Genomic DNA, 25,251 nt, shown 5'->3' on the forward strand with positions numbered 1-25,251 from the left:
TGCCGCATTCCGACACTCAGCCCGCCGGTCTCCGATGAGCCTTGGCATCGAGGCGCTGCGAGAGACGGCGCAAATCGATCACCGTCCGCTCGTGAGTACCTCGGCCGATCTCCTCGACCTCGTCACGCGCGGTCACGGCGAAGACGATCCGCCGGCCTTCGACACGGATCACCTCCACCTCCGCCGTGACGCGCTGCCCGACCGGCGTCGCCGCGATGTGGCGAATGTCCACCAAGGTACCAAGCGCGCTTTCGCCGGGCTCCAGGTAGCTGCGAATGGCGTCGAGTGCGGCATTCTCCATCACCAGGATCATGATCGGGGTCGCCAGCACCGGCGGCAACATCGCATCTTTGAATCGGTTCGCCAGATGCTCGGGCGCGACGAGGAGCGCCGAGCTTCCCTTCACTCCCACCGGAATCGCACGCATGTTTCGCCTCCTGCCACCTGCGCCGGCCTCGCGACGCGCTTGCCGTTCGCAGGCAACCGTGATCAGCCTGACGTGTCGGTGCCCAGAAATGCCGACGCCAAGTCCTGCTGGACGATGATGTGCGCGGCTTCCGGCGTCAATTCGCTGCCGACGAGATCCAGATTCTTTGCAGCGTCCAGCAGCATCGCTCGCACGTCCTCCGGCGAGAGCACACCCTTCATAACGAGCCGCCTCACCAACGCCTGAAGGATAAGAATGTCGGTTTGACCGTGTGCAAGCGGCGTCGGCTTTTCCATGAGCGTGGTCTCCGGGGCAAAAGCGCGATGACGATCATCCTCATCTCCTTGCGGATCAGCGCGACGGCTTCTGCATGTCGGCGCGCAGCTGCTCGAATGCCTTCCGCAGGCTATGAAGCTGATCGATAAGGTGGAGGATGACATCGACGCCCTCGTCATTGACCCCGAGGTCACTCTTCAGGTCGCGGATCAGATGGGCGCGCGCCACGTCGGTGTCGGAAAAGCTCATATCCGGCGCGGTCCGATCCGGAATGAGCCATTGCTGCTCGATCCAGAACTCCAGGGTCTGCACCTCGATCCCCGCGTTGGTTAGGAACTGCTTCTTGTCCATGATCATGACGCGCCTTCCTCGCGCGGATTGAATGCCTTCCGATCCCACGTGGATACGAACGCCTCAAGCTCGGGATCGGATCCCTTCGGCAGGACAACCTTGAGCTTGACGAACTCGTCGCCATGACCGCCGCCATGGCGGGGCGCACCCTTGCCTCTGAGCCGCATCGTGGTGCCGGTGTTCGATCCCTTCGGGACCGTCATGGTGACATCGCCGGTCGGCGTCGGAACACGTATTTTTCCGCCGAGTACCGCCTCAGAGAGCGAGATCGGCAATTCCAGCGAAATGTCATCGCCTTCGCGCGTGAAGCGCGGATCGGGCCGAACCTCCACCTCGATCAGCGCATCGCCGGGCCCGCCCTTGCCGGAGCCGGAAGCTCCCTTGCCGCGCAGCCGGAGCACCTGCCCATCGACGAGCCCCGACGGAATCGTCACGTCAAGCGTGCCGCCATCGGGCAAGGTCAGGCGCTTGCTTGCGCCGGTGATCGACTCCGCGAAATCGATCGGCAGGCTGTAGTGCAGGTCGCGCCCGCGCCGGTTCGCGCGCGCCTCCTGGCTGCGTCGCAGCAACTCGGCGAACGCGTCACCCGAATCCATGAAATCCGCATAGCCGGAACTGTCGGCGTAAGGATGCCCGCGGTCGGAGGTGGCAAAATCGCGATAGAAGTGATGCTGCGGCCGCTCCGCCCCGCTCGCGTCGATCTCGCCGGCGTCGAAGCGCTTGCGCTTCTCGGCATCGCCGAGCAGATCGTACGCACCGGCGACTTCCTTGAATTTATCCTCGGCGGCGTTGTCACCGGGGTTGAGATCCGGATGCAGCTTCTTCGCGAGCTTTCGATATGCCTTCTGGATATCGGCCGAAGAGGCCGTCGGGGCAACGCCAAGGATCTCGTACGGATTTCTCACTACCCTCTCCGCAACAACATAATGCAGCCAAGGTCATGAGGGCTCAAAACGAGACGATTTGCAACATCGCTTCGACCACCCATCGTGCGACGGCCATGTCGCTGGCGCATCGTTCTCGCTGATGTACTCCCGCATCGATCGGCCGCTCGCGCCGGTTTGCAGTATCGCCTGGCTCTCTGAGCAGCGAGCATCCATGCCGCCACCGCGCTAGGACGTACGTCCCGGGTCCAGATAGTTCGGCATGTTCTTCTCCTGCTGAGGCGTCATTCTGGTGGTGTCCGGCTCGCCCACCACTCCCCTCGGACCGAGAAAGGCTCGCGTGATGTCGTCTTCGCTCAAGCGCGGCTTTCGATCGTCCAGTTGTCCGTCGTCCCCGTGACTCGGTCCCATGACCGACCTCCTGTGGATGATCTCCTGTGAACGGCCGTCCAGAGAATACCGCGCCCCGACGGAAAAATGCGGCAGGGCGCGGGTGCCAATTCCCAGCCCGGGCCGGCTGGCGCACTGCGATTGTCGGCATGGTAGGACAGCGACACGTTCCTATTATGCTCGATAACCAACTGCGCACGGAGCCGGCGCCCGGCGAGCCTCGTCCGGCCCAATCGACGCGTTCTCGTAAAATCGAAATTGCCTAGTCAGCGGCCGAGCGGCGAACGCGGCGCTTCGAGATGGTCATCTCTCCTTGCGTGGCTCTGCACCCGGCGATGGACGAGGATGTCGGCAACAGGCACGCGGCCCATTTCGCGCCGAGACGAATGCAGCGGATCTCCAAAGCCGCGGAGCAGAAGGTCGCTGGAATGAACAGGATCGAGATAATTCCGCACCATCGCCTACAGCCTGTCGGGTCGACACAGGAGATCATTTAGCAATGACCATGCCACTTGGTGCATGACGCAATTTCAACAGCTTGTAATCTGCGTTTGCCGAGTTACGGACAGTTTATCCAAATCACGCAGGACAGACTCTCCGCGCAACCATATCTCCGCCTACGCGTTCTCCAATCTATCATTCAATCTTGCGCAATGCGTGCGATCAACGGCAGCGTGACGTCGGCACTTTCGTGCCTTGTCAGGCAACGCCGCGCACGACGGCGTCAGCCGATACCGACGTATCCGCAAAAAACTTCAGTCATTGACTATCCCTCGAAAGGGTCACACGATGAGAGCGACAGTGATGTTCGCTTGTTCGCTGACGTCACCGCGTGCGAAATGACGGATGTCATCATTCCGCCATCTCTCGACGGCGCCAATAGGTGACATTCAGCAACTCTTCTTATTGCTTCGTTGCCGTGAGGTGCCAAGATGAACGTAGAAAAGTACACCGATCGCGTACGGGGCTTCATCCAGTCGGCGCAATCGCTCGCCATGCGCGAGGGGCACCAGCAATTCTCGACGCTTCACATCCTGAAGGTGCTGCTCGACGACAGCGAGGGCCTGGCGGCAGGCCTGATCGACCGGTCGGGCGGCAACTCGCGCGCGATCCTGAAGGCGACCGAGGATGCGCTGGCGAAGCTGCCGAAAGTGTCCGGCGCCGGTTCAGGGCAGATTTATCTGGCGCCCGAGACCGCGCGCGCCTTCACCGCGGCAGAACAGGCCGCCGATAAGGCCGGCGACAGCTTCGTCACCGTCGAGCGGCTGCTGCAGGCGCTCGCGGCCGACAAGGACAGCGGGGCCGGCAAGCTGCTCGCCAAGGGCGGCGTCAGCCCGCAAAACCTGAATGCGGCCATCAATGCGCTGCGCAAGGGACGCACGGCCGACAGCGCGTCCGCCGAGAACGCCTATGACGCGCTGAAGAAATACGCCCGCGATCTGACGCAGGCCGCGCGTGAGGGCAAGCTCGATCCGGTGATCGGCCGCGACGAGGAGATCCGCCGCACCATCCAGGTGCTGTCGCGGCGGACCAAGAACAATCCCGTGCTGATCGGTGAGCCCGGTGTCGGCAAGACCGCGATCGTCGAAGGTCTGGCGCTGCGGATCGTCAACGGCGACGTGCCGGAAAGCCTGCAGGACAAGGCGCTGCTCGCGCTCGACCTCGGCGCGCTAATCGCCGGCGCGAAGTATCGCGGCGAGTTCGAGGAACGGCTCAAGGCGGTGCTGCAGGAGGTGACTTCGGCCGGGGGCGGCATCGTCCTGTTCATCGACGAGATGCACACGCTGATCGGCGCCGGCAAGGCCGATGGCGCGATGGACGCGTCCAACCTCTTGAAGCCGGCGCTCGCCCGCGGCGAGCTGCACTGCATCGGCGCGACCACGCTCGACGAGTACCGCAAGCATGTCGAGAAGGACCCGGCGCTCGCCCGGCGCTTCCAGCCGGTGTTCGTGTCCGAGCCGACCGTCGAGGACACCGTCTCGATCCTCCGCGGCCTGAAGGACAAGTACGAGCAGCATCACGGCGTCCGTATCGCGGATTCGGCGCTGGTCGCGGCGGCCACGCTGTCGAACCGTTACATCACCGACCGCTTCCTGCCCGACAAGGCCATCGACCTGATGGACGAGGCCGCGGCGCGGCTGAAGATGCAGGTCGATTCCAAGCCGGAAGAGCTCGACTCGCTCGACCGCGAGATCATCCGGCTCAAGATCGAGCAGGAAGCGTTGAAGAAGGAGACCGACCGCGGCTCCAAGAGCCGCCTCGAAACGCTGGAGAAGGACCTCGCCGACCTGGAAAGGAAGTCGGCCGACATGACGTCAAAATGGCGATCGGAGAAGAGCAAGCTCTCCGACGCCCAGAAGATGAAGGGCGAGCTCGAGCAGCTGCGTACCGAACTCGCCAACGCGCAGCGCAAGGGAGAATTCCAGAAGGCAGGCGAGCTCGCCTACAGCCGCATTCCCGAGCTCGAGAAGAAGCTCGCCGCGGTCGAGGCCAGCGAGACCTCGTCGACCAGCGAAACCGTGACCGCCGACAATATCGCGCAGGTGGTGTCGCGCTGGACCGGCGTGCCGGTCGACAAGATGCTGGAGGGCGAAAAGGACAAGCTGCTGCGCATGGAAGAGATGCTCGGCAAGCGCGTCGTCGGTCAGGCCCAGGCTGTCCGCGCGGTGTCGACCGCCGTGCGCCGTGCGCGTGCTGGCCTGCAGGATCCCAACCGGCCGATCGGCTCCTTCATGTTCTTAGGACCCACCGGCGTCGGCAAAACCGAGCTCGCCAAGGCGCTCGCCGAATATCTGTTCGATGACGAGACCGCGATGATCCGTCTCGACATGTCCGAATACATGGAGAAGCATTCGGTAGCGCGGCTGATCGGCGCACCGCCCGGCTATGTCGGCTATGACGAGGGCGGCGCGCTCACGGAAGCCGTGCGGCGTCGGCCCTACCAGGTCGTCCTGTTTGACGAGATCGAGAAGGCGCACCCTGATGTCTTCAACGTGCTGCTGCAGGTGCTGGACGATGGGCGTCTGACCGACGGTCAGGGCCGCACCGTCGACTTCCGCAACACGCTGATCATCATGACCTCGAACATCGGCGCCGAATATCTCGTCAATCAACCCGAAGGCCAGGATACCAGCGCGGTGCACGACCAGGTGATGAACATGGTGCGCGCTCACTTCCGCCCCGAATTCCTCAACCGCATCGACGAGATCATCCTGTTCCACCGGCTGCAGAAGAGCGAAATGGGCCGGATCGTCGAGATCCAGTTCGCGCGGCTGCGAAAGCTGCTGGAGGATCGCAAGATCGAGCTGGAACTCGACCCGAAGGCGCGGGACTGGCTGGCGGACAAGGGTTGGGATCCCGCCTACGGCGCCCGCCCGCTGAAGCGCGTGATCCAGCGCGCTGTGCAGGACCCGCTCGCCGAAATGATTCTCGCCGGCGACGTGCGCGACGGCTCGGAGGTGAAGATCTCCGCCGCCAAGGCAGGCCTCACCTTCAACGGCAAGAGGCCGGAAACCGCTGCGGCGGACGAATTCGAATCGGCGTGAGACGGGCCCGGACAACGCCGACACGCGCGATGTCATCGCGGCGTCGTCTCCCGGCATCATAGGAAAGCTGCCCTTCAACCGTGGAGGAACACATGTCGGAGCTGGAGATCAAGGACGGTATGGAGGTGATCGGCGCCGATGGGTCTTCTTGTTCTCGGGGTCTTCCGTCGAGCGCCTTGCTCGCTGCAGTCGTGGAATAATGCTTCAGTAAGGAGAGATGCGTGCCATCAGCCGTTCCGCAACCGGTCGCTGCGAAGCTGACGCGCGCCGCCATCTTCCTTGCCGTCAGGCTCAAGCCGGATCCGGCGTATGACGCGGTGGTGCGGTCGCTGTGCAGCGATCTCGCCGCGCTGGTGCGGGCCGTCGGCTTCCGCGACCTCGACGGGCGGCTGTCATGCGTCCTGGGCATCGGCTCCGATGCCTGGGACCGGCTGTTCGGCGCGCCGAAGCCGAAGGATCTGCATCCGTTTCGCGAGATCCATGGCGTGCATCATGCCGTCGCGACGCCGGGCGACCTCCTGTTTCACATCCGCGCCGTGCCGATGGACCTGTGCTTCGAGCTGGCGACACAGATCGTGGCCCGGCTCGGCGATGCGGTTGCCTCGTCGGACGAGGTGCACGGCTTCAAGTATTTCGACGAACGCGACCTGCTCGGTTTTGTCGACGGGACGGAGAACCCGGAGGACCAGGCTGCGGTCGACGCCACCATCATCGGTGACGAGGATGCGGCCTTTGCCGGCGGCAGCTATGTGATCGTGCAGAAGTACCTCCACGACATGAAGAAGTGGAACGAGCTGCCGGTCGAGATGCAGGAGAAGATCATCGGCCGAACCAAATTGTCCGACATCGAGCTGGACGATGTGGTGAAGCCGAGCTACGCGCACAACGCCCTGACCATGATCGTGGAAAACGCGAGGAGCTCGATATCGTCCGCGACAACATGCCGTTCGGCAACATCAGCAAGGGCGAGTTCGGCACCTATTTCATCGGCTATGCAAAGTCGCCGCATCGGATCGAGCAGATGCTGGAGAACATGTTCGTCGGGCGGCCGCCGGGCAATTACGATCGCCTGCTCGACTTCAGCCGCGCCGTGACCGGTACGCTGTACTTCATTCCGTCGGTGACGTTCCTGGAAGACGCCGCGAACGCGGGCCCCGCTCCCTCGCCCGCAGAGCCGTCGCTCGACGACGATCGGGCCGACGATGCCCCTACACCGAAAATGCCGCCGTCCGATGGCTCGCTCGGTATCGGCTCACTGAGGAGAGGCTGGACATGAATAACCTTCATCGGGGACTCGCCCCCATCTCAGACGCGGCATGGGCCCAGATCGAAGAGGAAGCCTCCCGCACGCTGAAGCGCCATTTGGCGGCGCGCCGCGTGGTGGATGTCGACGGTCCGAAGGGCACGGACTTCTCCGCGGTCGGCACCGGCCATCTCCGGAAGATTCCGACGCCGGGCGATGGGGTCGAGGCAACGCAACGCGATGTCAGGGCACTCGTGGAGCTGCGCGTCCCCTTCGAGCTCAGCCGTCAGGCCATCGACGACGCCGAACGCGGCTCCAACGATTCCGACTGGGATCCGCTGAAGGCCGCGGCGCGCAAGATCGCCTTCGCCGAGGACCGCGCCGTGTTTGATGGATATGACGCGGCGGGTATTCAGGGCATCCGCCAGGGCAGCAGCAACCCGGTGCTGACGCTGCCGTCGAACGTCAGGGGCTATCCCGGTGTGGTCGCACAGGCGGTAAGCCAATTGCGGCTGGCGGGCGTCAACGGTCCCTATACGCTGCTGCTCGGCACCGAGCCGTATACGGCAATCGGCGGCGCGACCGACGACGGCTATCCGGTCCTTCTACACATCCAGTGTCTTCTCGATGGAAAGATCATCTGGGCGCCCGCGATCGAGGGCGGCGTCGTGCTGACCACGCGCGGCGGCGACTTCCAGCTCTCGATCGGCCAGGACCTGTCGATCGGCTATCTCAGCCATTCGGCGACCGCCGTGCAACTCTACTTCCAGGAGACCATCACCTTCCTGATGCTGACAAGCGAGGCGTCGATAGCCCTGGCGTCGGAAGCGAAGAAGAAGTCCGCCTGACGGCGGACGACATCAAATCGCCGGAGCGGCCTCGGACCGTCCCGCGCCGGGAATTGTCCAACGCGAAACGGAGAGGAGGCCCTCGATGCAGGAATACGATCTCTACATCAATCCGCAGAAAGCCTCGATCGGCCTCTACGTCCGCAAGGGCGCGGGTCTTCCCGACCTCGCCGACTCCAAGAACTGGGTGTTCGACGGCACTGCCGCACAGGCCAGTCTGCCGCCGGCCCTGGTCAAGGAAATCGAAGCCAACGGTCACGCCTTTCGCGACATGGATTGAGGCCCAGGCACGCTCGTCGATTCTGTCGGCCGGCTCGCAGAATTCTGTCTGACGCGGTATCCATTCCGCTCAGGACGCAAGGATAGCGGCGACCTTCTCGGCCAGGGCCGCTCCCAGATCCGCATTGTTCTCGGCCGAGAAGTGGATGCCGTCGGCGCCGCCGGTCGAAATCACACCTCCCGCGTCGAAGAAATCGACCTTCATGGAGTTGGCGAGCGCGTTGTAGTGCGATGCGAGCGCCAGCGTCTTTTCGCGGCTTCCCTCGAACAGGCTCTCGAGTGAGGGATCGGGCAAGGCAGCCAACGGAGGCGGCGCAACGATCAGCACCTTCGGCGCGGGATAGGCGGTCCCGGACGCTAACACCTGCGCTACCAGCTCGGACATCCCGATGGCGATGTCGTGCGGTGTGCGGCGGTAGTCGCTCTTGGTGTCGTTGGTGCCAAGCAAGATGATGACGAGGTCGAGCCGACGGTGGCTCGCCAGCGCGGTCCGCAGATAGGCGGAACCGTTCAACCCCGGATCGACGGGATCGTCGATCGATGTCGTGCGCCCATTCAGGCCCTCCTCGATGATCTCGTAACCGGCGCCGAGCCTGGCCGCCATGACACCGGTCCATCGCTGGTGATACGGGAAGCGCGTGGACGACGTCTCCGGCGCCACGATCCAGCCCCAGGTCAGGGAATCGCCAAAGCACATGATGCGTTTCGTCAACGGTACCCTGCCCCGTCAGGTTGAGAGTGCATGTCGTCGGAGAATACGGCGAGCAGAATCATCAGCGCGTCGACGATACGATCGATTTGCCACCAGCGCAGCAGAGCTTCGACGGTTCACGCCTCGCCGGTTTTGACGGGGGCGGTCTCGGGCATCAGGCTCATTGCAATGAGGCCGACGGTCGCCGCGAGCAGCAGATACCAGGACGGCGCCAATGGATCGCCCGAAACATGAAGCAGCCAGGTGACCACGAGCTGCGCGGTGCCGCCAAATGCCGCGATCGCGACTGCATAGATGGTGGCGAAGACGCCGCCGCGAATGTTCTGCGGCAATGCCTCCGTGAAGTTCGCATAGAAGGCCGTGAACGGCAAAGATCCGATGAATGACAGGATACCGAAGCCGATGAGCAGCGACGACATTCCGGGATCCTGCACGATCCAGAGGAAAGTCGGATAGGTCAGCACCAGCACGACCAGCTGCGGCCAGACCATGATCGGCTTGCGTCCAAAACGGTCCGCGAGCCATCCGCCGAACACCGCGCCGATGATCTGGAGACCGTTGCTTACCAGCGACACGGCGAACGCCAGGGACGACGACACATGCAGGGTGTTCTTGGCATAGGTCGTCATGTACTGGGTCACATAGGTCGAGATCGTACCGCTGGCGAGGATCATCACCGCCAGCACGATCACCCGGATATGCCGGCGCGCCAGCGCGACATGGCTCGAGCTCTCGGCACGCTCGGCGGCACGGGCATCGTGCGAAATCGTTTCCGGCAGCGTGCGGCGCATCCACAGGCCGAACGGCAGGCAGACAGCCCCGATCAGGAATGCGATGCGCCATCCATAGGCCAGGATCATGTCCGGCGTCATCGTGCTGCTCAGGATGACGCCGACCAAAGCGCCGGTGGTCGCCGCGATCTCCTGGCTGGCAGGCTGCCACGCCACCACCACGCCGCGACGCTGCGGCGAAGCGATCTCGACGAGATAGGCCGTGGTCGGCCCGACCTCCCCACCGAGCGCAAATCCCTGCATCATGCGCGCAGCGATCACGATGACCGGCGCGGCCAGACCAATCGAGTCGTAAGACGGTGTGAGCGCGATGGTCAGGATCGCGGCTCCCATCAACGCGAAGCTGAGCAACATGGCCGGCCGCCGCCCGACACGGTCGGAATAGATGCCGAGCACAATGCCGCCGATTGGCCGCGTCAGAAAGCCGGCGCCGAAGGTCGCCAGCGACAACATCAGGCTGCCGTATGCACTATGCGCCGGAAAGAAGGTGTGGCCGATCTCGATCGCGAAGAAGCTGTAGGTGATGAAATCATAGAACTCCAGCATGTTGCCAATGGTTGCGGCAAATGCTGCGCGCTGGACGCCGAACTCCTGCTTGTCCTGAATATCCGGCAACGAACCCGGTTCCTTGCGCTCTCGATCAGTCGGGATATTATTCTCCCGGCTGTGTTAGGCAAGGCACGGCAGACCCACGCGGCCTGCACGCAGGTCGCAATCAACAAGAAGGATGGAGACTTGGTGCCGGCCGACAGACTCTTTGCCAATGCGCGCTTCGCCGACGGCTCTCGCGGCAACATGCTGGTCCGCGGCGGCCGTATCGTTGCGGTCGAGAGTTCCGAGCATCACCCGACCGATGTCGATGTCGTCGACCTCGACAATGCGCTGGTCGTTCCCAGCTTCGTCGAAGGTCACATTCACCTCGACACGAGCTTCTATGGCGACACTTGGCGGCCGCATAGACCGTGCACGAAGGGTTTCGACGTCCATGAGCGGGTGGCGTTTCAGGCCGAGAATCTTGCTGTCGCCGCGCCCATGGACGTCCGCGCGCGGAACCAGCTCGATCTCTGTATCGGGCATGGAAGCCGTTGTCGCGCGGCCTGCGGGTCGCTCTGTCTACAAGGGCGGAGTGCTCACGGCGCGCGATAATCGCATCATCAAGGATGCCGGCCAGGCCTGACCCGGGAGCCGCCGTCGCGACGTCACTCGCGCAAGCGACCGAGCCCTCGGGCAAATTCCACGACCTCGACATACCCTGGATTGCACATTATGACCCTTCGCACCGGCCATGCCGCGTAGCGCGAGATCAGTTCGTGGTCGGCCACTCCCTCACGGCGATCCGGCCGACACAAGGAAGCGACATGGCTCACGCTCTGAACCGCGATACCGATCAAGCTCCGCCCGCCGAGACCGGCCGGGTTGCACCGAACCGTCCGGATTTTGGCAGCGAAGCCGTGTGGAACGCCCGCGTCGATCTCGCCGCCTGCTTTCGCTTCTCCGCGCGCCTCGGCATGCACGAAGGAATCTGCAACCACTTCTCCGCCGTCGTGCCGGGCTATGACGATCTCTTCCTGGTCAATCCCTACGGCTACGCCTTCAGCGAGCTCACTGCCTCGCAGCTGTTGATCTGCGACTTTCACGGCAACGTGCTGTCCGGACAGGGATTGCCGGAAGCGACCGCCTTTTTCATCCACGCGCGACTGCATCTGAAGGTGCCGCGGGCCAAGGTCGCCTTCCATACCCACATGCCGCACGCGACCGCACTTTGCATGATCGACGGTGAACCGCTGGCATTTGCCGGCCAGACTTCGCTGAAGTTCTATGGCCGCACCAGGTCGACCGTAACTACAACGGGCTGGCCCTCGCCGGCACGGAAGGCGATCGCATCGCCGCAGCCGTGGGCGATGCCGACGTGATCTTCATGAAGCATCATGGCGTGCTGGTGCTCGGCAACTCCATCGCGGAAGCCTGGGATGACCTCTATTATCTCGAGCGCGCCTGCGAGGTGCAGTGCATCGCGATGTCGACCGGACGCCCGCTTGTTCCGGTTCCCACCGATATCGCAGCGGCGACGGCGAGGCAGATGCGGGAAGGCGACGCCTCCTCGGCCCGGCAGCATCTCGAAAGCCTGAAGCGGATCCTCGATCGGGAGGAGCCGTCCTATCGGAGTTGAGCCCCCGATCGGCTCAGCAGCGCGGCCGGCGCACTTCAGCGCGCGGAGGGAATGATCGCGCGCAAGATATCCCGATTCCATGCCTGACGCGCGCCATCGAACGCAGCAAAATCGTGATCGAACTGCCAATAGGCCCACGCCCAGCCGTATCGCTCGGCCGTTCGCGCCACGAACGACAGGTATTTCGTCCGGCTGTCCGAGGGAGCCCGCTCGTAGACGCCGAATTCGCCAAGGTAGATCGGACGTCTTTCCTTCTCCGCCCAGAGACGGATCCTGTCGAAATCCGCCATGATCTTCGCTTCGTGCTCCGCGCTGCCCCAATTCAAAGGTCCGATCTTCGAGAACGTCGGCGACCACGGCGCGCCCTGATGCGTGAACCGAAGGGGCGCGTAATAGTGAAAGGTCACGATCAGTCTTCTGTCCTCGGCCGGCAAGGCCAGCTCGTCGATCGGCGCCTCCTCGGTATTCAACGCGGCGACAATGACACCTCGATCGGGACTTCCCGCCCGGATGATGTGGAGACATTCGCCAAGCAGTGAATTCCACTGGGCCGAGGTCATGTTCCCCCCGGGTTCATTGAGGATATCGAACAGCAGCGCGGGATATCGTCCCGCATAGCGCGATGCGATCTGCCGCCAGAACGCCTTGAGTTTCTCCGCGCATGTCGCGACAGCGCGCTGGCAGAGGTCAGTATCGTGCTCGTCAAGGATGGGTATCAGCTTTCGGGCAAGCACCTGTTCAATCACGAAATCGAGCCGCCTCAGGACAGCTTCGTCCAGCACGTTCTCGGAATTCATGTGCTTGAACCCGAAGAAATTGATCCTGACATGCGAGAAGCCCGCCTTGCGAATGGCGGACAAGTTTTCCAGACGGAATGGCGCATTCTGGTATCCCTCCCAGATGCCGTCATATCCGAGGATATTGATGCCACGCCCGAGTGCGGGGCCGCATTCTGCCGCGTCAGCGGGCCAGGCCAGCGCAGCCAGGAGAAAGACCAGCAGCAGGTTGACGGTTCCCGGCCAACGAACGCTAGCAGCCATCATTCCACTCCGATTCACGACGGCTCCGAACTTACCGCGTAGACGGGCCTGCATATTGCGAGGAAGAAGGAAACCAGAAGCACCGATGTAAACATCGTCGAACGAAGAAAGGTCGTCTCCGTGAAGTTCGTCTGGTAACTGAGAACGACAAATCCGATGATGAGAGCGCAATGGAGGCGGTCGATTGCCCGCTCGGAAATCAGGTAGAGCATCTTGTTTGAGAACAGGAAGACGCTTGCGGTGAAGAGAAGATACCCCAGGAATCCCGTTTCAATCAGAACGGCAATGTAGCCGTTGTGATAGTCGTCAAGCACCCATCCGTGGTTCTGATTGAAATAGTCATAGATCTCCAGATTGGTCCAGAATCCATTGATCCCGAAACCGAGCAAGGGCGCATCGTCGAAATGACTGATCGCGTAGTGCCAGATGAAGGTTCGCTCGGTGAAGTTGATCGTGGAGTCGAAGAGGTGAATGGCGTCGTATCCGGTCACGTAGAAATACAGGATCAGGATTCCTCCTGCTACGCACATGACGCACGGCAGCACCGCATAGATCTTCATGCACCCGACCGACCGCATGGACGTAAGGACCAGAGCGCAGGCAGCGAGTGCCACGGCGCCGGCGCCGCGTGATTCCGATGCGAGGACACAGACCGACGCGAGCAGGAATGTGGCGAGGAAGGGCAGCCACCCCTGTCCGGTCATCTTTCGATAAGCCGAAAAGAACATCAGGTACGCGCCTACGAATCCCAGGGTCTGTTTCGACTCGAACACGCCTTGCCACTGACCGTTGTGCATCCAGGTGTGGTCGATCCCGATATCCGGGACGTACACCGCACAGAGAGTCGACGCTACCGCCAGGACAAAAAGCCCTCTGACCGTCGACTTTATGATGCCATCGATCTCGACGCGGGTGATGAGACAGAACGCGCCGAAGGTCGTCATTGCGAGCGCCGCGGCCTTCATGAAGGCCGCCAGGCTCAGATTGGTCCAGAGCACCGAGCTCGTGGCAAACGCGTAGAATGCGACGACCGCGATCGTATCGAGATTGACGGCCAGTCGCAGACGGGAGCGTACAAATGCACTCGCGTAGATCAGCACACTCCACATCAAGAGGGCGACCGACTGCTGCAGATAGGTATGTTCCGGCGCCAGCAGTCCTGAATTGAAGGTCCCCATCGACATGACCACGTTGACGGTGATGGACCAGCCGATGACCGTCTTCGCGACGTTTTCCGCCTCCACGCTGGGCGCGTGCCAGAGCCCGCTGTCAGCCTCGTCCCAATCCACCTCGGTTCGCGCTCTGGTCATGAGTCGAGCTTCATGAAGCATGGTTAATCATTTGCTACCCCGGCCAATCGGAGCCGGAGCGTACACTTCCCATCCTTGGTCGCCGCGACGCTTCAATCCCCCTTGGGATGCGAGGCCCTGGTGTGGTTGAACAGAAGATAGAGAGCGCGCGGATTGGTGGTGAGGTAACGCCAGAACAGCCGGCGCGGCTCAAGCCAGAGGCGCCAAGCCCATTCCAAACCCGAACTCTGCATCCATTGCGGCGCGCGCGGCCGGCTGCCCGACAGGAAGTTGAACAGCCCGCCCGAGGTCTTGATGACGCCGACACTGGAAAGCTGCGGCATGAACTCTTCGACGAACGCCTGCTCGTAGGGCACGCCAAGCGCGACCCAGAGGAAGTCGGGCTCCAGCGCGTTGATCTCATCGACCTTGGATCGCAGCGCTTCGCCGCGCAGATAGCCGTGCGAATGACCAACGATCTTGAGCTTCGGATACATGCTGCGGACGTTGGCGACGGCCGCTTCGTTCTCCGCCGCATTGGCGCCGAACATGTAGAAGGACAGCCCGAGTGCCTGGGCCTTGCGCGCAACGACGTGGAACAGGTCCGTCGTGGCGACGCGTTCGGGCAGCGGCTGTTGAGACCGGAGCTTCGACATCATGACCAGCGGCTGCCCGTCGGCATTGATCAGGTCAGCGGAACGGAACAGCCGGTCGGTCACCGGCTCGGTCGAGCATCGCGAGAGCACCTCGCCGTTGGCCGACGTCAGATATAGCGGCCGGCCGATGCGCCGACGTGGAAACACCGCGTCGATCATGAAGTCCGCCGTCTGCTCGAGATCGACCACGGCGAGCCGCAGCCCGCCGACGGTCTCCCGAGGAATATTTGCGGTCGCGGCTCTGCCGACGGGGTTGGCGCGACGTTCACGCGTACCGGGTGCTTTGCTCGGCATCGCCGTCGACGCGGGGACGTCTGCCGGGGACTTCGGCTGCGCGCCGCGCTCCATGTTCCAAATCCGGACACGCGGGGCAACCGTATCGGAATTGATACGCCGGGCGCGTTCGCCGTCGTGCCGCGACGACGAATTTTCGTAGGAAACGCGAGCTTTCTGACTATGACTCAACATGTTCACCGGAGACTCCAATGCTTCCGCGCCCCCAAGTGCAATATCCGGTCCAGCTCGTGCGCCCGTCCGCGCCGAGGTCATTGACTGGGCTGTCCACGGTTCGTTAACGATAACGACGGACGGCATCGCGACTACGCCTGCGGCCGTACGTCTGGTGATGTGGCAAACGGCATTTGCGCGGCCGGGGACGACGGCTGTCGGCGCCAGCATGGTTGGGCCTCATATGCGCTTCCGCCAACCATGAAACCGCGAGATCGGCGAAGCCATCGTGTTAATACAAACCACATTCCGCTGCTGCCCGAACCACTCGGCCTTTGCTATAAGGGCGCCGCGCTGGCTTGGCAGGCGCCTCGAAACCACCGGTTGTCTGGTCTCACATGAATAAGAACAATGACGCGTTCGATGTATGCATCGACGACGCATTCGATTTCTTGTCTCAAGAATATGCGGAATTATTCAAGGACTCAGACGCCACCGCCTTTCAGCACCCGCTGTGGCTGAGCGCTCTCTACAGCAAGCTCGCGCCCGCCATGGCGGCGAAGCCGCTGATTGTCGTCGTTCGCGATCGGGCAGCCGGCGCACTGGCGGCGGTGCTGCCCCTGCTGCGGCTGCGGCGCGGGCCTATGCGGACCATCGAGTTCGCGGACCTGCGCGTATCCGACTACCTGGCGCCTGTTTGCACCGTCAAAAAATTCGCCGATCTGCTCCAGGATCAGAGTGCCTGCGCAAAGCTTCGACAACTGATCAGGCCGTTTGATCTGTTGCGCCTTCCCAAACTGCTCGATGCCAGAATGCTGATCGAGAGTCTTCTGGCGGCGCCGCGCCGAGTTGCCGCGAACACGAATTCGTATGCAACGGCTTTGACGACCCCATTCGAGCAATGGCAGGCCAACGCACTCAACCCTTCTTATCGAAAAGAGCTCGCAAAGAAGTGGCGTCAGCTGCAGAAGAAGGGTGCGTTGACCTTCTCGTGCTGCACCGACAGTGCTTCCATCATGGAGGCGATGGAAGCGATGAAGAAATTTCGTGGCCCACGCTTTCAGGCACAAGGCGACGGCGACCTGCTGCAGCGCCCCGAGTATTTCGACTTCTACTCCGACGTGGCGCTGCGCGGCTTAGGCTCCTTTGTCCGGCTATATGTCATGAAGATAGATGGCAACGTGATTGCAACCGTGCTCGGCCTGTCTCATCGTGACAGCTTCCTCATCCTGATGACAGCGTTCGACATCGCGGGATACAAGAGCCAGTCGATCGGCTCGCTGACCTTCGAACGGGTCGCAAAGGCCTGTATCGACCGTGGCGATCACGTCCTCGACTTCACCATCGGCGACGAGCCGTACAAGAAGCTGTTTGGAGGTCGGCCTTCGCCGATATCAAGCGTGACGCAAGCGGGCAGCGCCGCCGGGGCCGTTGCGATGTTCGCATTGAAGCAAGCGCCCTGGATCAAGCAGGCGGTCAAGAGAATGGCTGATTTCAGAGCTCAGCCGATCCGGACCTCGACCGACACACAGTAGCGAGGCCGCCCGAACGGCCCGTCTTCCGGCTACCTGAGCGCACTGCGAACGCGTGCGACCCAACCAGGCCGAATCCGGTCCACCCGGTGAGTGATACTCCGTCGCAGGAAATGCAGCCTTCGCTGCACGTTCCATCGGATGTCCGTGCTCGACGCCAGGGCCTGGCGAAAGTGCGCCACTTGCAATGAACGCTGGTCGGCCGCGACCTTGTCCTGGTCGGAATAGAACTGCGAGATCTTCTCGATACCCATGCCGTCGGTCTCCAGCCAGCGCGGGACGTACTCCGTGCAGAGACGTTCGACATCCACCAACAGGCGACTTACGCCGGTTCCGGCGGCAGGACAGTTGGTCTGAAACGCATCGCCGATCACCACGACACCGGGCTGCACGTGGCCTTCGATCACGGACAGGTCCATCACCCAGTTTTGCACCTGATCGATAACACGGAAATCGCCAACATAACGCTGCAATCCTGGCATCAAGCGAAGTAGCGTCGGCTTTGTTTCCCGCCGCAGCTCGCGCATGATCGGATCGTTCGAGTCGCGAAACAGGAACAGGTTTGCCCGCATGCCATCCGGGACCGGAAACAGGTTGAGATAGTCGACGCCGTCGGTCGACCGCTCCCCATAGCAAGTCAGCGATTCGAAATCGAACGGCGCGTCCTCCGCAGCCGCAATCGAGAATCCGAAGGAAACCGAATGGCGCGCGGCAAGCACCCGCCGCTTCATTCCGAGATTGTACCCAAGCGCCCCCGCCATGCCGGTCGCCAGAACGACGAGGCGCGACGTGACGCGTTTCCCAGAAGCCAACAGCAAATGTTGAAGGTCTTCGCTGCAGTTTATGGCGGTGACCTCGTCACGGATGAAGCTGGACTGGTCGGGCAAGAGGCGTCGGGCCGTGGCAACGAGGTCGGAATAGCGAATCCCGTACGCGCGGCGGACGCTGACATCGACCACCTTGCCCTCCCTGATGTTGACCACCCGGTCAAAGGTAGCGGCGGCTGCCTCGATGTCGCCGAGGAAGCCCAGCCGGCGAAAGATATCGACCTGCGTACCGGCGATCTTTTCAACGCGAAATTCGTGCGGAGGGACCGTGCGCTTGTCGATCAGGACAACGCGGTATCCGGCGCGGGCCAGCACGGCTCCGGCGAGCGAACCGCTCAACCCGGCGCCGATGATCGCAATATCGGTTTCGATCACCTCAGTGTCATCTGCTGCTATCGGCTTTGTCGTGCTCTGGTCGGCGATCATGCTGTCCACTCCAACGGCTGATGGCGCCGGGACTGCAATTTCCCTGCCGGATGCACACCCTTCCCCGAACCGCTCCGACCGTTGCGATATTGAGGTTAACGGCAACACATGAGCCCCGGGCGACGGCGGTTCGGCACGCGCCTTGCACGGTGAGCGTCATGAAAACCTGTTTTTCCGAGGCTCAGCAGCAGAGTCCGCGGTCGTTTGCTGCCGGATCGATGGATCGAATCCAGTCCCGGAGAGCTACGATATCGTGCCCATGACGCGCAGATCCGGCCTCGCCCCGCTGCATTCACGCGGTTACGCCTGCCGCGACGAACCACTCGCGCCTGCCTCGTTTGGAGACAGCGAGGAGTGCGGCGTTTCGAAATGGAGCAATGCAGCCGGTTCGCCCGGTTCACACCAGCGGGGAGTTGAGAGCTACGAGGAGGAACTGAATCTTAGCAACCGACCGTTAACACTCCCCGCTTCACCGATTGTTTCGCCTCGACGGCGTCGCAGTTTCTTGGAAGGAGAAGGGTCCCTCGCTTTCATGTTCGCCTCTCTTTTCCAACTGATGCGGCGTGACGTGACACGCGGCGTCGCCGGGACGATCCTCCTCAAGGTGGGCAGCGGCGGGCTTGCGTTCGCGTTGTTCTCACTGGCGGCGCGGGCAATGTCGCCCGAGGCGTTTGGAGATTTTGCGACCTGGCTGTCGATTGCCCAGATCGCATCGGTCGTAGGTCTGATCGGCCAGGAGCTGCTTCTGGTTCGCTTCCTCAACGAGTACGACGTCGGAGGCCGCGCCGATCTTACCAAGGGGGTGCTGTTATCCAGCCTGAGGAGCTCGGCGATCGCCATGCTGCTCTCGATCTCGGCCATCGCGGCCGTGGCAGGCATTCGCGGCGAATGGTGGCTCCTGATCCTGTCGGTCTCGGCGTTTACGGCCGTCAATGCCGGCCTGATGCTCGGCAGCCAGATCGCGCGATCCCTGGTCAGCATTCTGATGGGAGAAGGCAATCGGGAATTCTTCTGGCGGGTCGCCGTCGTCCTGCTTCTGATCGCAGCCTTGTTCGGTCACCGGCAGCTCACCCCCGCGGAGCTGTTCACCGCGATGACGGTGGCGATGCTCGCAGGCTTGCTGGTGCAGATCGCTTCGATCGTGCGTGTTATTTCTCACCTGCGCGACGTGACCGCCCGCTTCGAGACGTCCCGCTGGAGGACGAGCGCGTTTCGGTTCTGGCTTTCCTCCATCCTTGAGGCGGCGAACCAGTACTTCGACGTCATCCTCGTTTACTGGATGCTGGATCCTGCAACAGCGGGTGTTTATTTTGCGGCCTCGCGTTTGGCGAACATCTTCGCCATGCTCTCGGCTGCACTGTACACCTTCGGCGCGCGCCGGCTCCCCTCGCTGTACTTCAGCAAGAACCACGATGAGCTTGAGCACACTTTAAAGCTCATGGCGGAGGTGACCGCGCTTTGCGTGCTCAGCGGGCTATTGCTGGTCTGGGTCGGAGCGCCCTATCTTCTCGGTCTGTTCGGGCCGCACTTCGTCGCTCAGCAATGGGTGTTGATCGTGCTCGCGATAGGGACGGCATTTCAGGCGGCGGGCGGCCCGGCCGCGGCGATATTGCAATTGACCGGCCATGAGCGCGAATATGTCCCCGTCGTCGCTGCCAACGTCGTGTTGCGGCTCGTCGGGTTTCTTGTCCTGATCCCCTGGCTCGGCGTGCTCGGTGCCGCGATTTCCGCCACGGTGTCGCTGGCGCTCGCGACCACCGCGCTCAACGTGCTTTGTCGCAAGCGAACCGGCCTCGACCCGTCCATTCTGGTACTTTGCCACTTCGCGTCTGATAAGACAGATACCTACGCGGTCGGCACGGCGGACTCGAACGACTAGGTCGGTTCAGTCGGCGCGCGGCAATCCGCGCTCAGCTCGCGAATCCCAGCGCCTCGGCTCGCGCGGCGCGGGCCGTCGGGCTGGCGCCTACACGGTTGACGACAACCGCCATCGACGCGCCGCCGAATTTTGACAGGTCAGCTTGTGCCTTGCGCATGGCGGCTGCATTGGCCGCGCCGTCGCGAACCACCAGGATGACCAGGTCGGCATAGGCAGCCAGCGCCGCCACATCCGGCTGCGCGACAAAAGACGACGCGTCGACGATGATGAGGCCGAAATCGGCACGAATATCGTCCGGCGGCAACGGCCGGCTCTTCGCACTGCCGTTCAGGAGTTCTTCGACGGAGCGAAGGTCCGACTTGACGATGCCGGATGCTTGCGTCGCAGGCGTCGCATCGGTGGGCTTCGGTTCCATCTCGATTAGGACGCTCAGCGTTCTGTTCTCGATGGCAGACCGGTTGAGCGATCGTGCCACCGTGCTGCCGCCGGCACTGGCGTCCGCGGACATCACAAGCGCGACCTTGCCGTGCGGCCCCGGAAGCTGTTCGATGTTCTCGATCAAGCGTTGCAGATGCGGACTGAGATCGGGTTCGCCCGTCGTGGAGATCGGCGTCTGCCAGACGCTCTTGATGGAGCCCGGCGACGACACGTTGGGAATCCGGACCAGAACCGGCGGCTCCGGCGGCAACTCGGTTTGCAGCGAGGGAGCATCCGCACCGCGGGTTCCCGGAACGGGTTTCGCCGGGAGCAGCTTCAGGCCAGGCGCGGCGACGATGGCCGTCGCGATCAGCAGCGAGGCAATCGCGAGCGCGGCGATCAGCAGGGGCAGCGGCGGAAGCGTCGAGCGCACCGGCGCTGTGGCAGGCGAAGCGATCTTGGTCTGAGAGTTCTGCAGCAGGCGCTGCTCGTCGGTCGTCTTGTACCGCGACAGGAACTGCTCGTAGATGTTTTTGTTGGCGTCCGCGTCACGCTGCAACTCCTGCAACCTGACGAGCGCCTGACCGTCGACCAGGATCTGCGATTCTACCGCTTTCAGCTGGTCTTCAAGGCCCTTCTGCTGGTCGCGCTGGGCCTCATATTCCGACTTTGCAGTCTCGATGTTCTTCTTCCGCTCGATCTCGATCCGCCGGTTGAGGTCGTTCAACTGGCCGTACGACATGACGAGATCGGGGTGACGGTCACCGAGCACCGCACGCTTCTGCGCAATCTGATCGTTGAGCGCCGAGCGCTGCGCCCGCAGCGCGGCCAGGAGGTCCTGCTTGACCGGCCCATCGACATTCGCCTTCAGGTCGCGCTGCGCCTGCTCGTAGCGCGCCTTGGCCTCCTCGGTGCGCGCACGTGCGGCGGCAACCTGCTGCGTGAGATCGGTAACGCGCAATTGCTGGGTCGTTGAATCCCTGCCGGCATTCACGATCCGGTGCTCGAGCTTGAACGCGGCGACGGCGTCCTCCGACGCCCTCAAGCGGTCGTTCAGCGTCTTCAGCCGGCTCTTGAGCCAGTCGGCCGCCTCGTCGGTGGCCACGACGCGTGTCCCGCGCTGATTGGCAACGAAGGCCTCGGCCACGGCGTTGGCGTAGTATGCGGCGCGCTGCGCATTGTTGGACGTGAACTTGATGGCGATGACGTAAGTGAGCCCACGACGGGAAATGTCGAGCCGGCTGCGAAACTTGTCGAGCAGACGGGTGGGGTCGGTCTTGCCGCCGGCAATGTCTTCGTCGTCCGCGACCTTGAGCTGCTCGATCAGCGGCCGCAGGAAGCCGTCGGATTTCGCAATCTCGACCAAGCTCTGAAGCGCCGCGGCATCCTGGCCGATCCCCGGCAGCACGTCCTGATCGGTGGTCACGCGCTGCTCACGCGGGTCGACGACAACCAGTGCAGTTGCCGCATAGCGAGCCGGAATAAGCAGCAGGAGGATGATACCGATCGCGAAGATAACCGACGCGAGCGTCAATATGCGTCGACCGTTTTCGCGCAGGAAGGAAATTGTACCTGCAAGCGTCAGCACACCCTTGCGGGCTTCTCCCACAGGCTTGCGCGCCGGTGCAGCAGTCTCCCACGACGCTGCGGGATCCGTTGGATCGGACCGTCTCGGGCCTTGGCGGCTACCGAACATCATGGGTTCTGACTCAAGTTCACTGGCATTCACTATTCAGCGGCCTGCCTTAAGTAGATATCTATGGTTAATCGACAGTTACCTCTAGTTGCACGGCCGTAACCCATGCATGGCCGTAACCAATTAGTTAACGCGCTGCCTGTACCTTGCCGCCAACACAATGGAATCTCGTTTCGCCAGCAAGTCCGTAAAATGTGCAGTAACCTCAACACGCGTTGCTCGACGTACGAACGTGTCTCGCGTGATAAGGATGCGCATAAAAATGAGGGAGACGAATCCATACCCTCAACGGCTGAGGAATCCGTGCTCCACTTTAAGCCAAGCCCAGACCTGCGCGAGGTGCGGCTCCAATCGTCATCCGCATCACGCGATCGGCCAAGCACGATCCAGCCGAAGCAGCGCGTCATCCTGATGCAGACTCAGGCGGAGAACGCCGGCGCTCAGGAGATCTCGAGACTGCTTGGCAACGGCCTGACCGCGCGCGGCTATGAAGTCTACAATCTGTTCTTCTTCCGCAAATCGGATTCCTTCGACGAGCCGCCCAATACGCTTTACTGCGCTGCGAGCCGCCCGGGAAATCCAGCCGCGCTGCTCAGGATGCTGTGGACGCTCGCCGGTCATATCAGAACCATCAAGCCTGATGTCGTCCTGACCTTCCAGCATTTCGGCAACGTCATCGGCGCAGGCGTATCGCGCCTCGTCAGCCGCGCCCCCGTTATCGCCAACCAGGTGTCCTCGGCAATGTCGATGAGCTGGCCGGTTCGTGCCGCCGACATCGTCATGGGCAGCGTCGGATTCTTCACGTGCATCACGCTGAACTCGCGGGACATGGAGCGCGAGTACGCGCGCTATCCGGCTCCCTATCGGTCGCGCATGAAACACGTCCCGCACGGTTTCGGCGACAAATCTCGCGGTCTGCCAAGAAAGATTGCGCGGCAACAGTTCAAGCTGCCGCCGGATTGCATCCTGCTCGGGTGCGCCGCCAGGCTGCACCCGCACAAGCGGCTTGACGCGGCAATACGTCTGCTCGCCGGCGAACCGTCGTGGCACCTTGCGCTCGCCGGGCAAGGCGCGGACGAGGAACGGCTAAGGGCGTTGGCCGACGAGCTGAAAGTCAGCGACAGATTGCACTTCATCGGCGAGATTCCGCCGCAGCAGATGGCGGACTTTCTGGCCTGCCTCGACGTATTCGTGTTCCCGTCGCAAGCCGAAACCTTCGGGCTCGCCGCTGTCGAGGCTGCGAGCGCGGGCATTCCTTGCGTCGTGAATGACCTTCCTGTTCTGCGCGAAGTGCTATCGTTCGACGGCAAGCCTGCTGCCGTTTTCGTTGATGCTGGACACCAAGCCGAGTTGTCCGCCGCCGTTTCCAGGATCCTGGTGGACAGCGCCCTGAGCGCAGAGCTGCGACAATGTGCCAAGGGCCTGAAGTCGCGCTATTCGCTAGATACCATGGTCGACGAATACGTCCACATTCTCGACGAAGCCATTGAAACGGGCGTACATCAGGTGGGCCGGACATGATCATCGAGTTTCGCTGCGAGAGGGAGCATGCACGGCTCTGGATGTCTCGCGAGGCGCTTCCCGTCAACGGTCAGGACGTCCCGGTGCAGATCGCGTGGATCGCGACGGCGCAGCCTCGGCCCGCCGGCCTGGAAGCGCTGTTCGATCTCGAGCGCATGGTGTTGCGCAAGGGCAAGGCGGGCGGCGCCGACAGATTGAAGGCAATACCCGAACAGTCGCGCGCTTCATTGGGCAAGGCCGACGTGGTGGTCGACTTCACGACTGCGAAACGGAATCCGGACTGTTCTGTCCGGCTCTATCTTCGTCCGCGATTCAACGGCGTGGCGGGAGAGAACGCCGCGCTCGCGGCCGTGCTCGCCGGTGATCTGCCGGTGATCGAAATCGTCAATGAGCTCGACGGTACGGTGATGGACCGCGGCCATCCTTCCGGCGAAATCGCAACCGGCTTGAGCGGTGCGCTTGAAACGGTCATGGCACGAACCCTGACGATGCTGACGGCAATTCTGTCCGGAGCCACACGGCTGGTGCCGCAGCTGGCCGCTTCGACCAGCGGACGCACGCCGCAAAATGCCACCGCCTATGTCGCACGCGGCCTGGCTGCTTCGATTGCCAAGGAGATCTATCGCCTGTGCTGCTACGCGCCGCATTGGCATGTCGGCTGGCGCTTCGTCGAAAACGCGGATGTCTGGCACACCGGCGATCTATCCGGGCCGACCTGGAACGTGCTGAGGGATCCCGGGCATCGCTTCTTCGCCGATCCTTTCCCGGTCAAATGGCAGGGACGAACATTCGTCTTCTTCGAAGACCTCGACCACCGGGTCGGCAAGGGTATCATTTCCGCCGTCGAGTTCGACGGCAAGGGGCCGGTCGCAAACGTCGTGCCAGTGCTGGAAGAGCCATGGCATCTGTCTTATCCGTTCCTGATCGAAGACAATGGCGAGCTATGGATGATCCCGGAAAGCACCGAGCATCAGGACGTCCCGCTGTACAGGTGCATTCGGTTTCCCGACAAGTGGGAGCGTCACGGCACGCTGCTCTCCGGGCTTGAGCTCGCCGATGTGACCATCACGCGCCACAACGGCCTCTATTATCTGTTCGGGGCTTGGCGCGACGGCACCGGCGGATATTCCGATACATTGGCGATCTACTATGCCGAGCAGTTGTTCGGCCCCTGGTTGCCTCACGCCAACAATCCGGTCTTGATGAATCGCGCGAGTGTCCGACCGGCCGGAAACTTCGTGAACATCAATGGCCGGCTGTGGCGGCCGGTGCAGGATTGCACCAACGGATATGGCGGGGCGCTCGGTCTTGCGGAGGTGCTCGAGCTGTCGCCGACGACCTATAGGCAGGCCGTTCGTCACTCGCTCAAGCCCGGTCCGGCATGGACCGGGCGAAAGCTGCACACGCTCAACCGGTGCGGCCAGCTCGAGGTGATCGACGGGTCGCGGGTTCAACCGAAGACCACGGTTTTGCTGAGCGGATTGCTGTCCGCGGCCCGCACGTCCCTGTCGAAATGGCATAGCGCGGCAGGAGCGAAACCTGTCGCAAGGCGGGTCCAATAGCGCGCCTGCGACCTTTTCGTCGCAGATCGGGCTCCGAGGCGCT

At 62.6% G+C, this 25,251-nt stretch carries 19 protein-coding genes and 3 pseudogenes; 10 read left to right on the top strand and 12 right to left on the bottom strand.

What is annotated here, in order from left to right; translation table 11 throughout:
• Positions 1 to 16 precede the first annotated feature (16 nt).
• The 5 genes from MTX23_RS30365 to MTX23_RS30385 all read right to left on the bottom strand — a co-directional run bounded on the left by MTX23_RS30365 (position 17) and on the right by MTX23_RS30385 (position 2,349).
• A complete protein-coding gene (locus MTX23_RS30365) occupies positions 17 to 427 on the bottom strand; it encodes a thioesterase family protein (protein ID WP_280973793.1) in 411 nt (136 codons plus the stop codon).
• Between the two features lie 62 nt (positions 428 to 489).
• Complete coding sequence (locus MTX23_RS30370; RefSeq protein ID WP_280973794.1) at positions 490 to 723, bottom strand: hypothetical protein; 234 nt, start codon at positions 721 to 723, stop codon at positions 490 to 492.
• 55 nt (positions 724 to 778) lie between these two features.
• Entirely contained in the window at positions 779 to 1,060 is a 282-nt protein-coding gene (locus MTX23_RS30375; RefSeq protein ID WP_348637536.1) for a chaperone modulator CbpM, read from the bottom strand.
• On the bottom strand, positions 1,057 to 1,959 hold the full coding sequence (locus MTX23_RS30380) for a J domain-containing protein (RefSeq protein ID WP_280973795.1): 903 nt from the start codon (positions 1,957 to 1,959) through the stop codon (positions 1,057 to 1,059). The genes MTX23_RS30375 and MTX23_RS30380 overlap by 4 nt, the downstream gene beginning before the upstream one ends.
• A 207-nt stretch (positions 1,960 to 2,166) precedes the next feature.
• Positions 2,167 to 2,349 (bottom strand): hypothetical protein, encoded by a 183-nt coding sequence (locus tag MTX23_RS30385; protein WP_280973796.1) that lies wholly within the window; start codon positions 2,347 to 2,349, stop codon positions 2,167 to 2,169.
• A 911-nt stretch (positions 2,350 to 3,260) separates the two neighbouring features.
• Here MTX23_RS30385 and clpB point away from each other — a divergent pair.
• The 4 genes and pseudogenes from clpB (at position 3,261) to MTX23_RS30405 (ending at position 8,244) form a co-directional block, all read left to right on the top strand.
• Complete coding sequence (gene clpB / locus MTX23_RS30390; RefSeq protein ID WP_280973797.1) at positions 3,261 to 5,873, top strand: ATP-dependent chaperone ClpB; 2,613 nt, start codon at positions 3,261 to 3,263, stop codon at positions 5,871 to 5,873.
• Between the two features lie 221 nt (positions 5,874 to 6,094).
• Positions 6,095 to 7,153 (top strand): annotated as a pseudogene (locus MTX23_RS30395) (Dyp-type peroxidase).
• Positions 7,146 to 7,964 (top strand): family 1 encapsulin nanocompartment shell protein, encoded by an 819-nt coding sequence (locus tag MTX23_RS30400; RefSeq protein ID WP_280973798.1) that lies wholly within the window; start codon positions 7,146 to 7,148, stop codon positions 7,962 to 7,964. Before MTX23_RS30395 ends, MTX23_RS30400 begins: the two are co-directional and overlap by 8 nt.
• A gap of 85 nt (positions 7,965 to 8,049) precedes the next feature.
• The gene (locus tag MTX23_RS30405) at positions 8,050 to 8,244 is read left to right on the top strand and encodes a hypothetical protein (RefSeq protein ID WP_280973799.1); all 195 of its coding nucleotides are present in this window, start codon (positions 8,050 to 8,052) and stop codon (positions 8,242 to 8,244) included.
• 69 nt (positions 8,245 to 8,313) lie between these two features.
• Here the strand turns inward: MTX23_RS30405 and MTX23_RS30410 are convergent, their stop codons facing one another.
• Both MTX23_RS30410 and MTX23_RS30415 read right to left on the bottom strand, forming a co-directional pair.
• A complete protein-coding gene (locus MTX23_RS30410) occupies positions 8,314 to 8,955 on the bottom strand; it encodes an SGNH/GDSL hydrolase family protein (RefSeq protein WP_280973801.1) in 642 nt (213 codons plus the stop codon).
• A gap of 116 nt (positions 8,956 to 9,071) precedes the next feature.
• A complete protein-coding gene (locus tag MTX23_RS30415) occupies positions 9,072 to 10,292 on the bottom strand; it encodes an MFS transporter (protein ID WP_280973802.1) in 1,221 nt (406 codons plus the stop codon).
• A gap of 192 nt (positions 10,293 to 10,484) precedes the next feature.
• Between MTX23_RS30415 and MTX23_RS30420 the strand changes: the two are divergent.
• Together MTX23_RS30420 and MTX23_RS30425 are read left to right on the top strand one after the other, a co-directional pair.
• Positions 10,485 to 10,829: pseudogene (locus MTX23_RS30420) on the top strand (amidohydrolase family protein); the annotation flags it as partial.
• Between the two features lie 275 nt (positions 10,830 to 11,104).
• Positions 11,105 to 11,916 (top strand): annotated as a pseudogene (locus MTX23_RS30425) (aldolase).
• A 35-nt stretch (positions 11,917 to 11,951) separates the two neighbouring features.
• Here the strand turns inward: MTX23_RS30425 and MTX23_RS30430 are convergent.
• From MTX23_RS30430 to MTX23_RS30440, 3 genes are all read right to left on the bottom strand, one after another.
• Entirely contained in the window at positions 11,952 to 12,959 is a 1,008-nt protein-coding gene (locus tag MTX23_RS30430; protein WP_280973803.1) for a cellulase family glycosylhydrolase, read from the bottom strand.
• Positions 12,960 to 12,970: 11 nt separating this feature from the next.
• Positions 12,971 to 14,266 carry an O-antigen ligase family protein gene (locus MTX23_RS30435; RefSeq protein ID WP_280973804.1) on the bottom strand — a complete coding sequence of 432 codons (1,296 nt, stop codon included), beginning with the start codon at positions 14,264 to 14,266 and terminating at the stop codon, positions 12,971 to 12,973.
• A 92-nt stretch (positions 14,267 to 14,358) separates the two neighbouring features.
• Positions 14,359 to 15,195, bottom strand: a complete 837-nt coding sequence (locus tag MTX23_RS30440) for a WecB/TagA/CpsF family glycosyltransferase (RefSeq protein ID WP_280978262.1) — start codon at positions 15,193 to 15,195, stop codon at positions 14,359 to 14,361.
• Positions 15,196 to 15,746: 551 nt separating this feature from the next.
• Here MTX23_RS30440 and MTX23_RS30445 point away from each other — a divergent pair.
• Complete coding sequence (locus MTX23_RS30445) at positions 15,747 to 16,883, top strand: GNAT family N-acetyltransferase (protein WP_280973805.1); 1,137 nt, start codon at positions 15,747 to 15,749, stop codon at positions 16,881 to 16,883.
• A gap of 29 nt (positions 16,884 to 16,912) precedes the next feature.
• Here MTX23_RS30445 and MTX23_RS30450 read toward each other — a convergent pair whose 3' ends face one another.
• A complete protein-coding gene (locus MTX23_RS30450) occupies positions 16,913 to 18,133 on the bottom strand; it encodes an NAD(P)/FAD-dependent oxidoreductase (protein ID WP_280973806.1) in 1,221 nt (406 codons plus the stop codon).
• 532 nt (positions 18,134 to 18,665) lie between these two features.
• On the opposite strand from MTX23_RS30450, the gene MTX23_RS30455 reads away from it, so the two are divergent.
• Positions 18,666 to 20,012, top strand: a complete 1,347-nt coding sequence (locus tag MTX23_RS30455) for a polysaccharide biosynthesis C-terminal domain-containing protein (protein WP_280973807.1) — start codon at positions 18,666 to 18,668, stop codon at positions 20,010 to 20,012.
• Positions 20,013 to 20,043: 31 nt separating this feature from the next.
• On the opposite strand, the gene MTX23_RS30460 is transcribed toward MTX23_RS30455, so the two are convergent.
• On the bottom strand, positions 20,044 to 22,125 hold the full coding sequence (locus tag MTX23_RS30460; protein WP_280978263.1) for an exopolysaccharide transport family protein: 2,082 nt from the start codon (positions 22,123 to 22,125) through the stop codon (positions 20,044 to 20,046).
• 303 nt (positions 22,126 to 22,428) lie between these two features.
• Here MTX23_RS30460 and MTX23_RS30465 point away from each other — a divergent pair, with 303 nt between their 5' ends.
• On the top strand, positions 22,429 to 23,646 hold the full coding sequence (locus MTX23_RS30465; RefSeq protein WP_280978264.1) for a glycosyltransferase family 4 protein: 1,218 nt from the start codon (positions 22,429 to 22,431) through the stop codon (positions 23,644 to 23,646).
• On the top strand, positions 23,643 to 25,208 hold the full coding sequence (locus MTX23_RS30470) for a hypothetical protein (protein ID WP_280973808.1): 1,566 nt from the start codon (positions 23,643 to 23,645) through the stop codon (positions 25,206 to 25,208). The genes MTX23_RS30465 and MTX23_RS30470 overlap by 4 nt, the downstream gene beginning before the upstream one ends.
• Positions 25,209 to 25,251: the final 43 nt, after the last annotated feature.

Origin of the sequence: Bradyrhizobium sp. ISRA436 (assembly GCF_029910015.1) — a bacterium.
GTDB lineage: Bacteria > Pseudomonadota > Alphaproteobacteria > Rhizobiales > Xanthobacteraceae > Bradyrhizobium.

What these genes read in the sequence shown, in the direction of transcription:
- MTX23_RS30430 (WP_280973803.1), bottom strand. Translation starts at nt 12,959, where the DNA reads ATGATGGCTGCTAGCGTTCGTTGGCCGGGAACCGTCAACCTGCTGCTG.
- MTX23_RS30435 (WP_280973804.1), bottom strand. Translation starts at nt 14,266, where the DNA reads ATGACCAGAGCGCGAACCGAGGTGGATTGGGACGAGGCTGACAGCGGG.
- MTX23_RS30415 (WP_280973802.1), bottom strand. Translation starts at nt 10,292, where the DNA reads ATGCTGGAGTTCTATGATTTCATCACCTACAGCTTCTTCGCGATCGAG.
- MTX23_RS30370 (WP_280973794.1), bottom strand. Translation starts at nt 723, where the DNA reads ATGGAAAAGCCGACGCCGCTTGCACACGGTCAAACCGACATTCTTATC.
- MTX23_RS30455 (WP_280973807.1), top strand. Translation starts at nt 18,666, where the DNA reads ATGTTCGCCTCTCTTTTCCAACTGATGCGGCGTGACGTGACACGCGGC.
- MTX23_RS30400 (WP_280973798.1), top strand. Translation starts at nt 7,146, where the DNA reads ATGAATAACCTTCATCGGGGACTCGCCCCCATCTCAGACGCGGCATGG.
- MTX23_RS30445 (WP_280973805.1), top strand. Translation starts at nt 15,747, where the DNA reads ATGAATAAGAACAATGACGCGTTCGATGTATGCATCGACGACGCATTC.
- MTX23_RS30440 (WP_280978262.1), bottom strand. Translation starts at nt 15,195, where the DNA reads ATGCCGAGCAAAGCACCCGGTACGCGTGAACGTCGCGCCAACCCCGTC.
- MTX23_RS30460 (WP_280978263.1), bottom strand. Translation starts at nt 22,125, where the DNA reads ATGTTCGGTAGCCGCCAAGGCCCGAGACGGTCCGATCCAACGGATCCC.
- MTX23_RS30405 (WP_280973799.1), top strand. Translation starts at nt 8,050, where the DNA reads ATGCAGGAATACGATCTCTACATCAATCCGCAGAAAGCCTCGATCGGC.
- clpB (WP_280973797.1), top strand. Translation starts at nt 3,261, where the DNA reads ATGAACGTAGAAAAGTACACCGATCGCGTACGGGGCTTCATCCAGTCG.
- MTX23_RS30450 (WP_280973806.1), bottom strand. Translation starts at nt 18,133, where the DNA reads ATGATCGCCGACCAGAGCACGACAAAGCCGATAGCAGCAGATGACACT.
- MTX23_RS30365 (WP_280973793.1), bottom strand. Translation starts at nt 427, where the DNA reads ATGCGTGCGATTCCGGTGGGAGTGAAGGGAAGCTCGGCGCTCCTCGTC.
- MTX23_RS30385 (WP_280973796.1), bottom strand. Translation starts at nt 2,349, where the DNA reads ATGGGACCGAGTCACGGGGACGACGGACAACTGGACGATCGAAAGCCG.
- MTX23_RS30375 (WP_348637536.1), bottom strand. Translation starts at nt 1,060, where the DNA reads ATGATCATGGACAAGAAGCAGTTCCTAACCAACGCGGGGATCGAGGTG.
- MTX23_RS30470 (WP_280973808.1), top strand. Translation starts at nt 23,643, where the DNA reads ATGATCATCGAGTTTCGCTGCGAGAGGGAGCATGCACGGCTCTGGATG.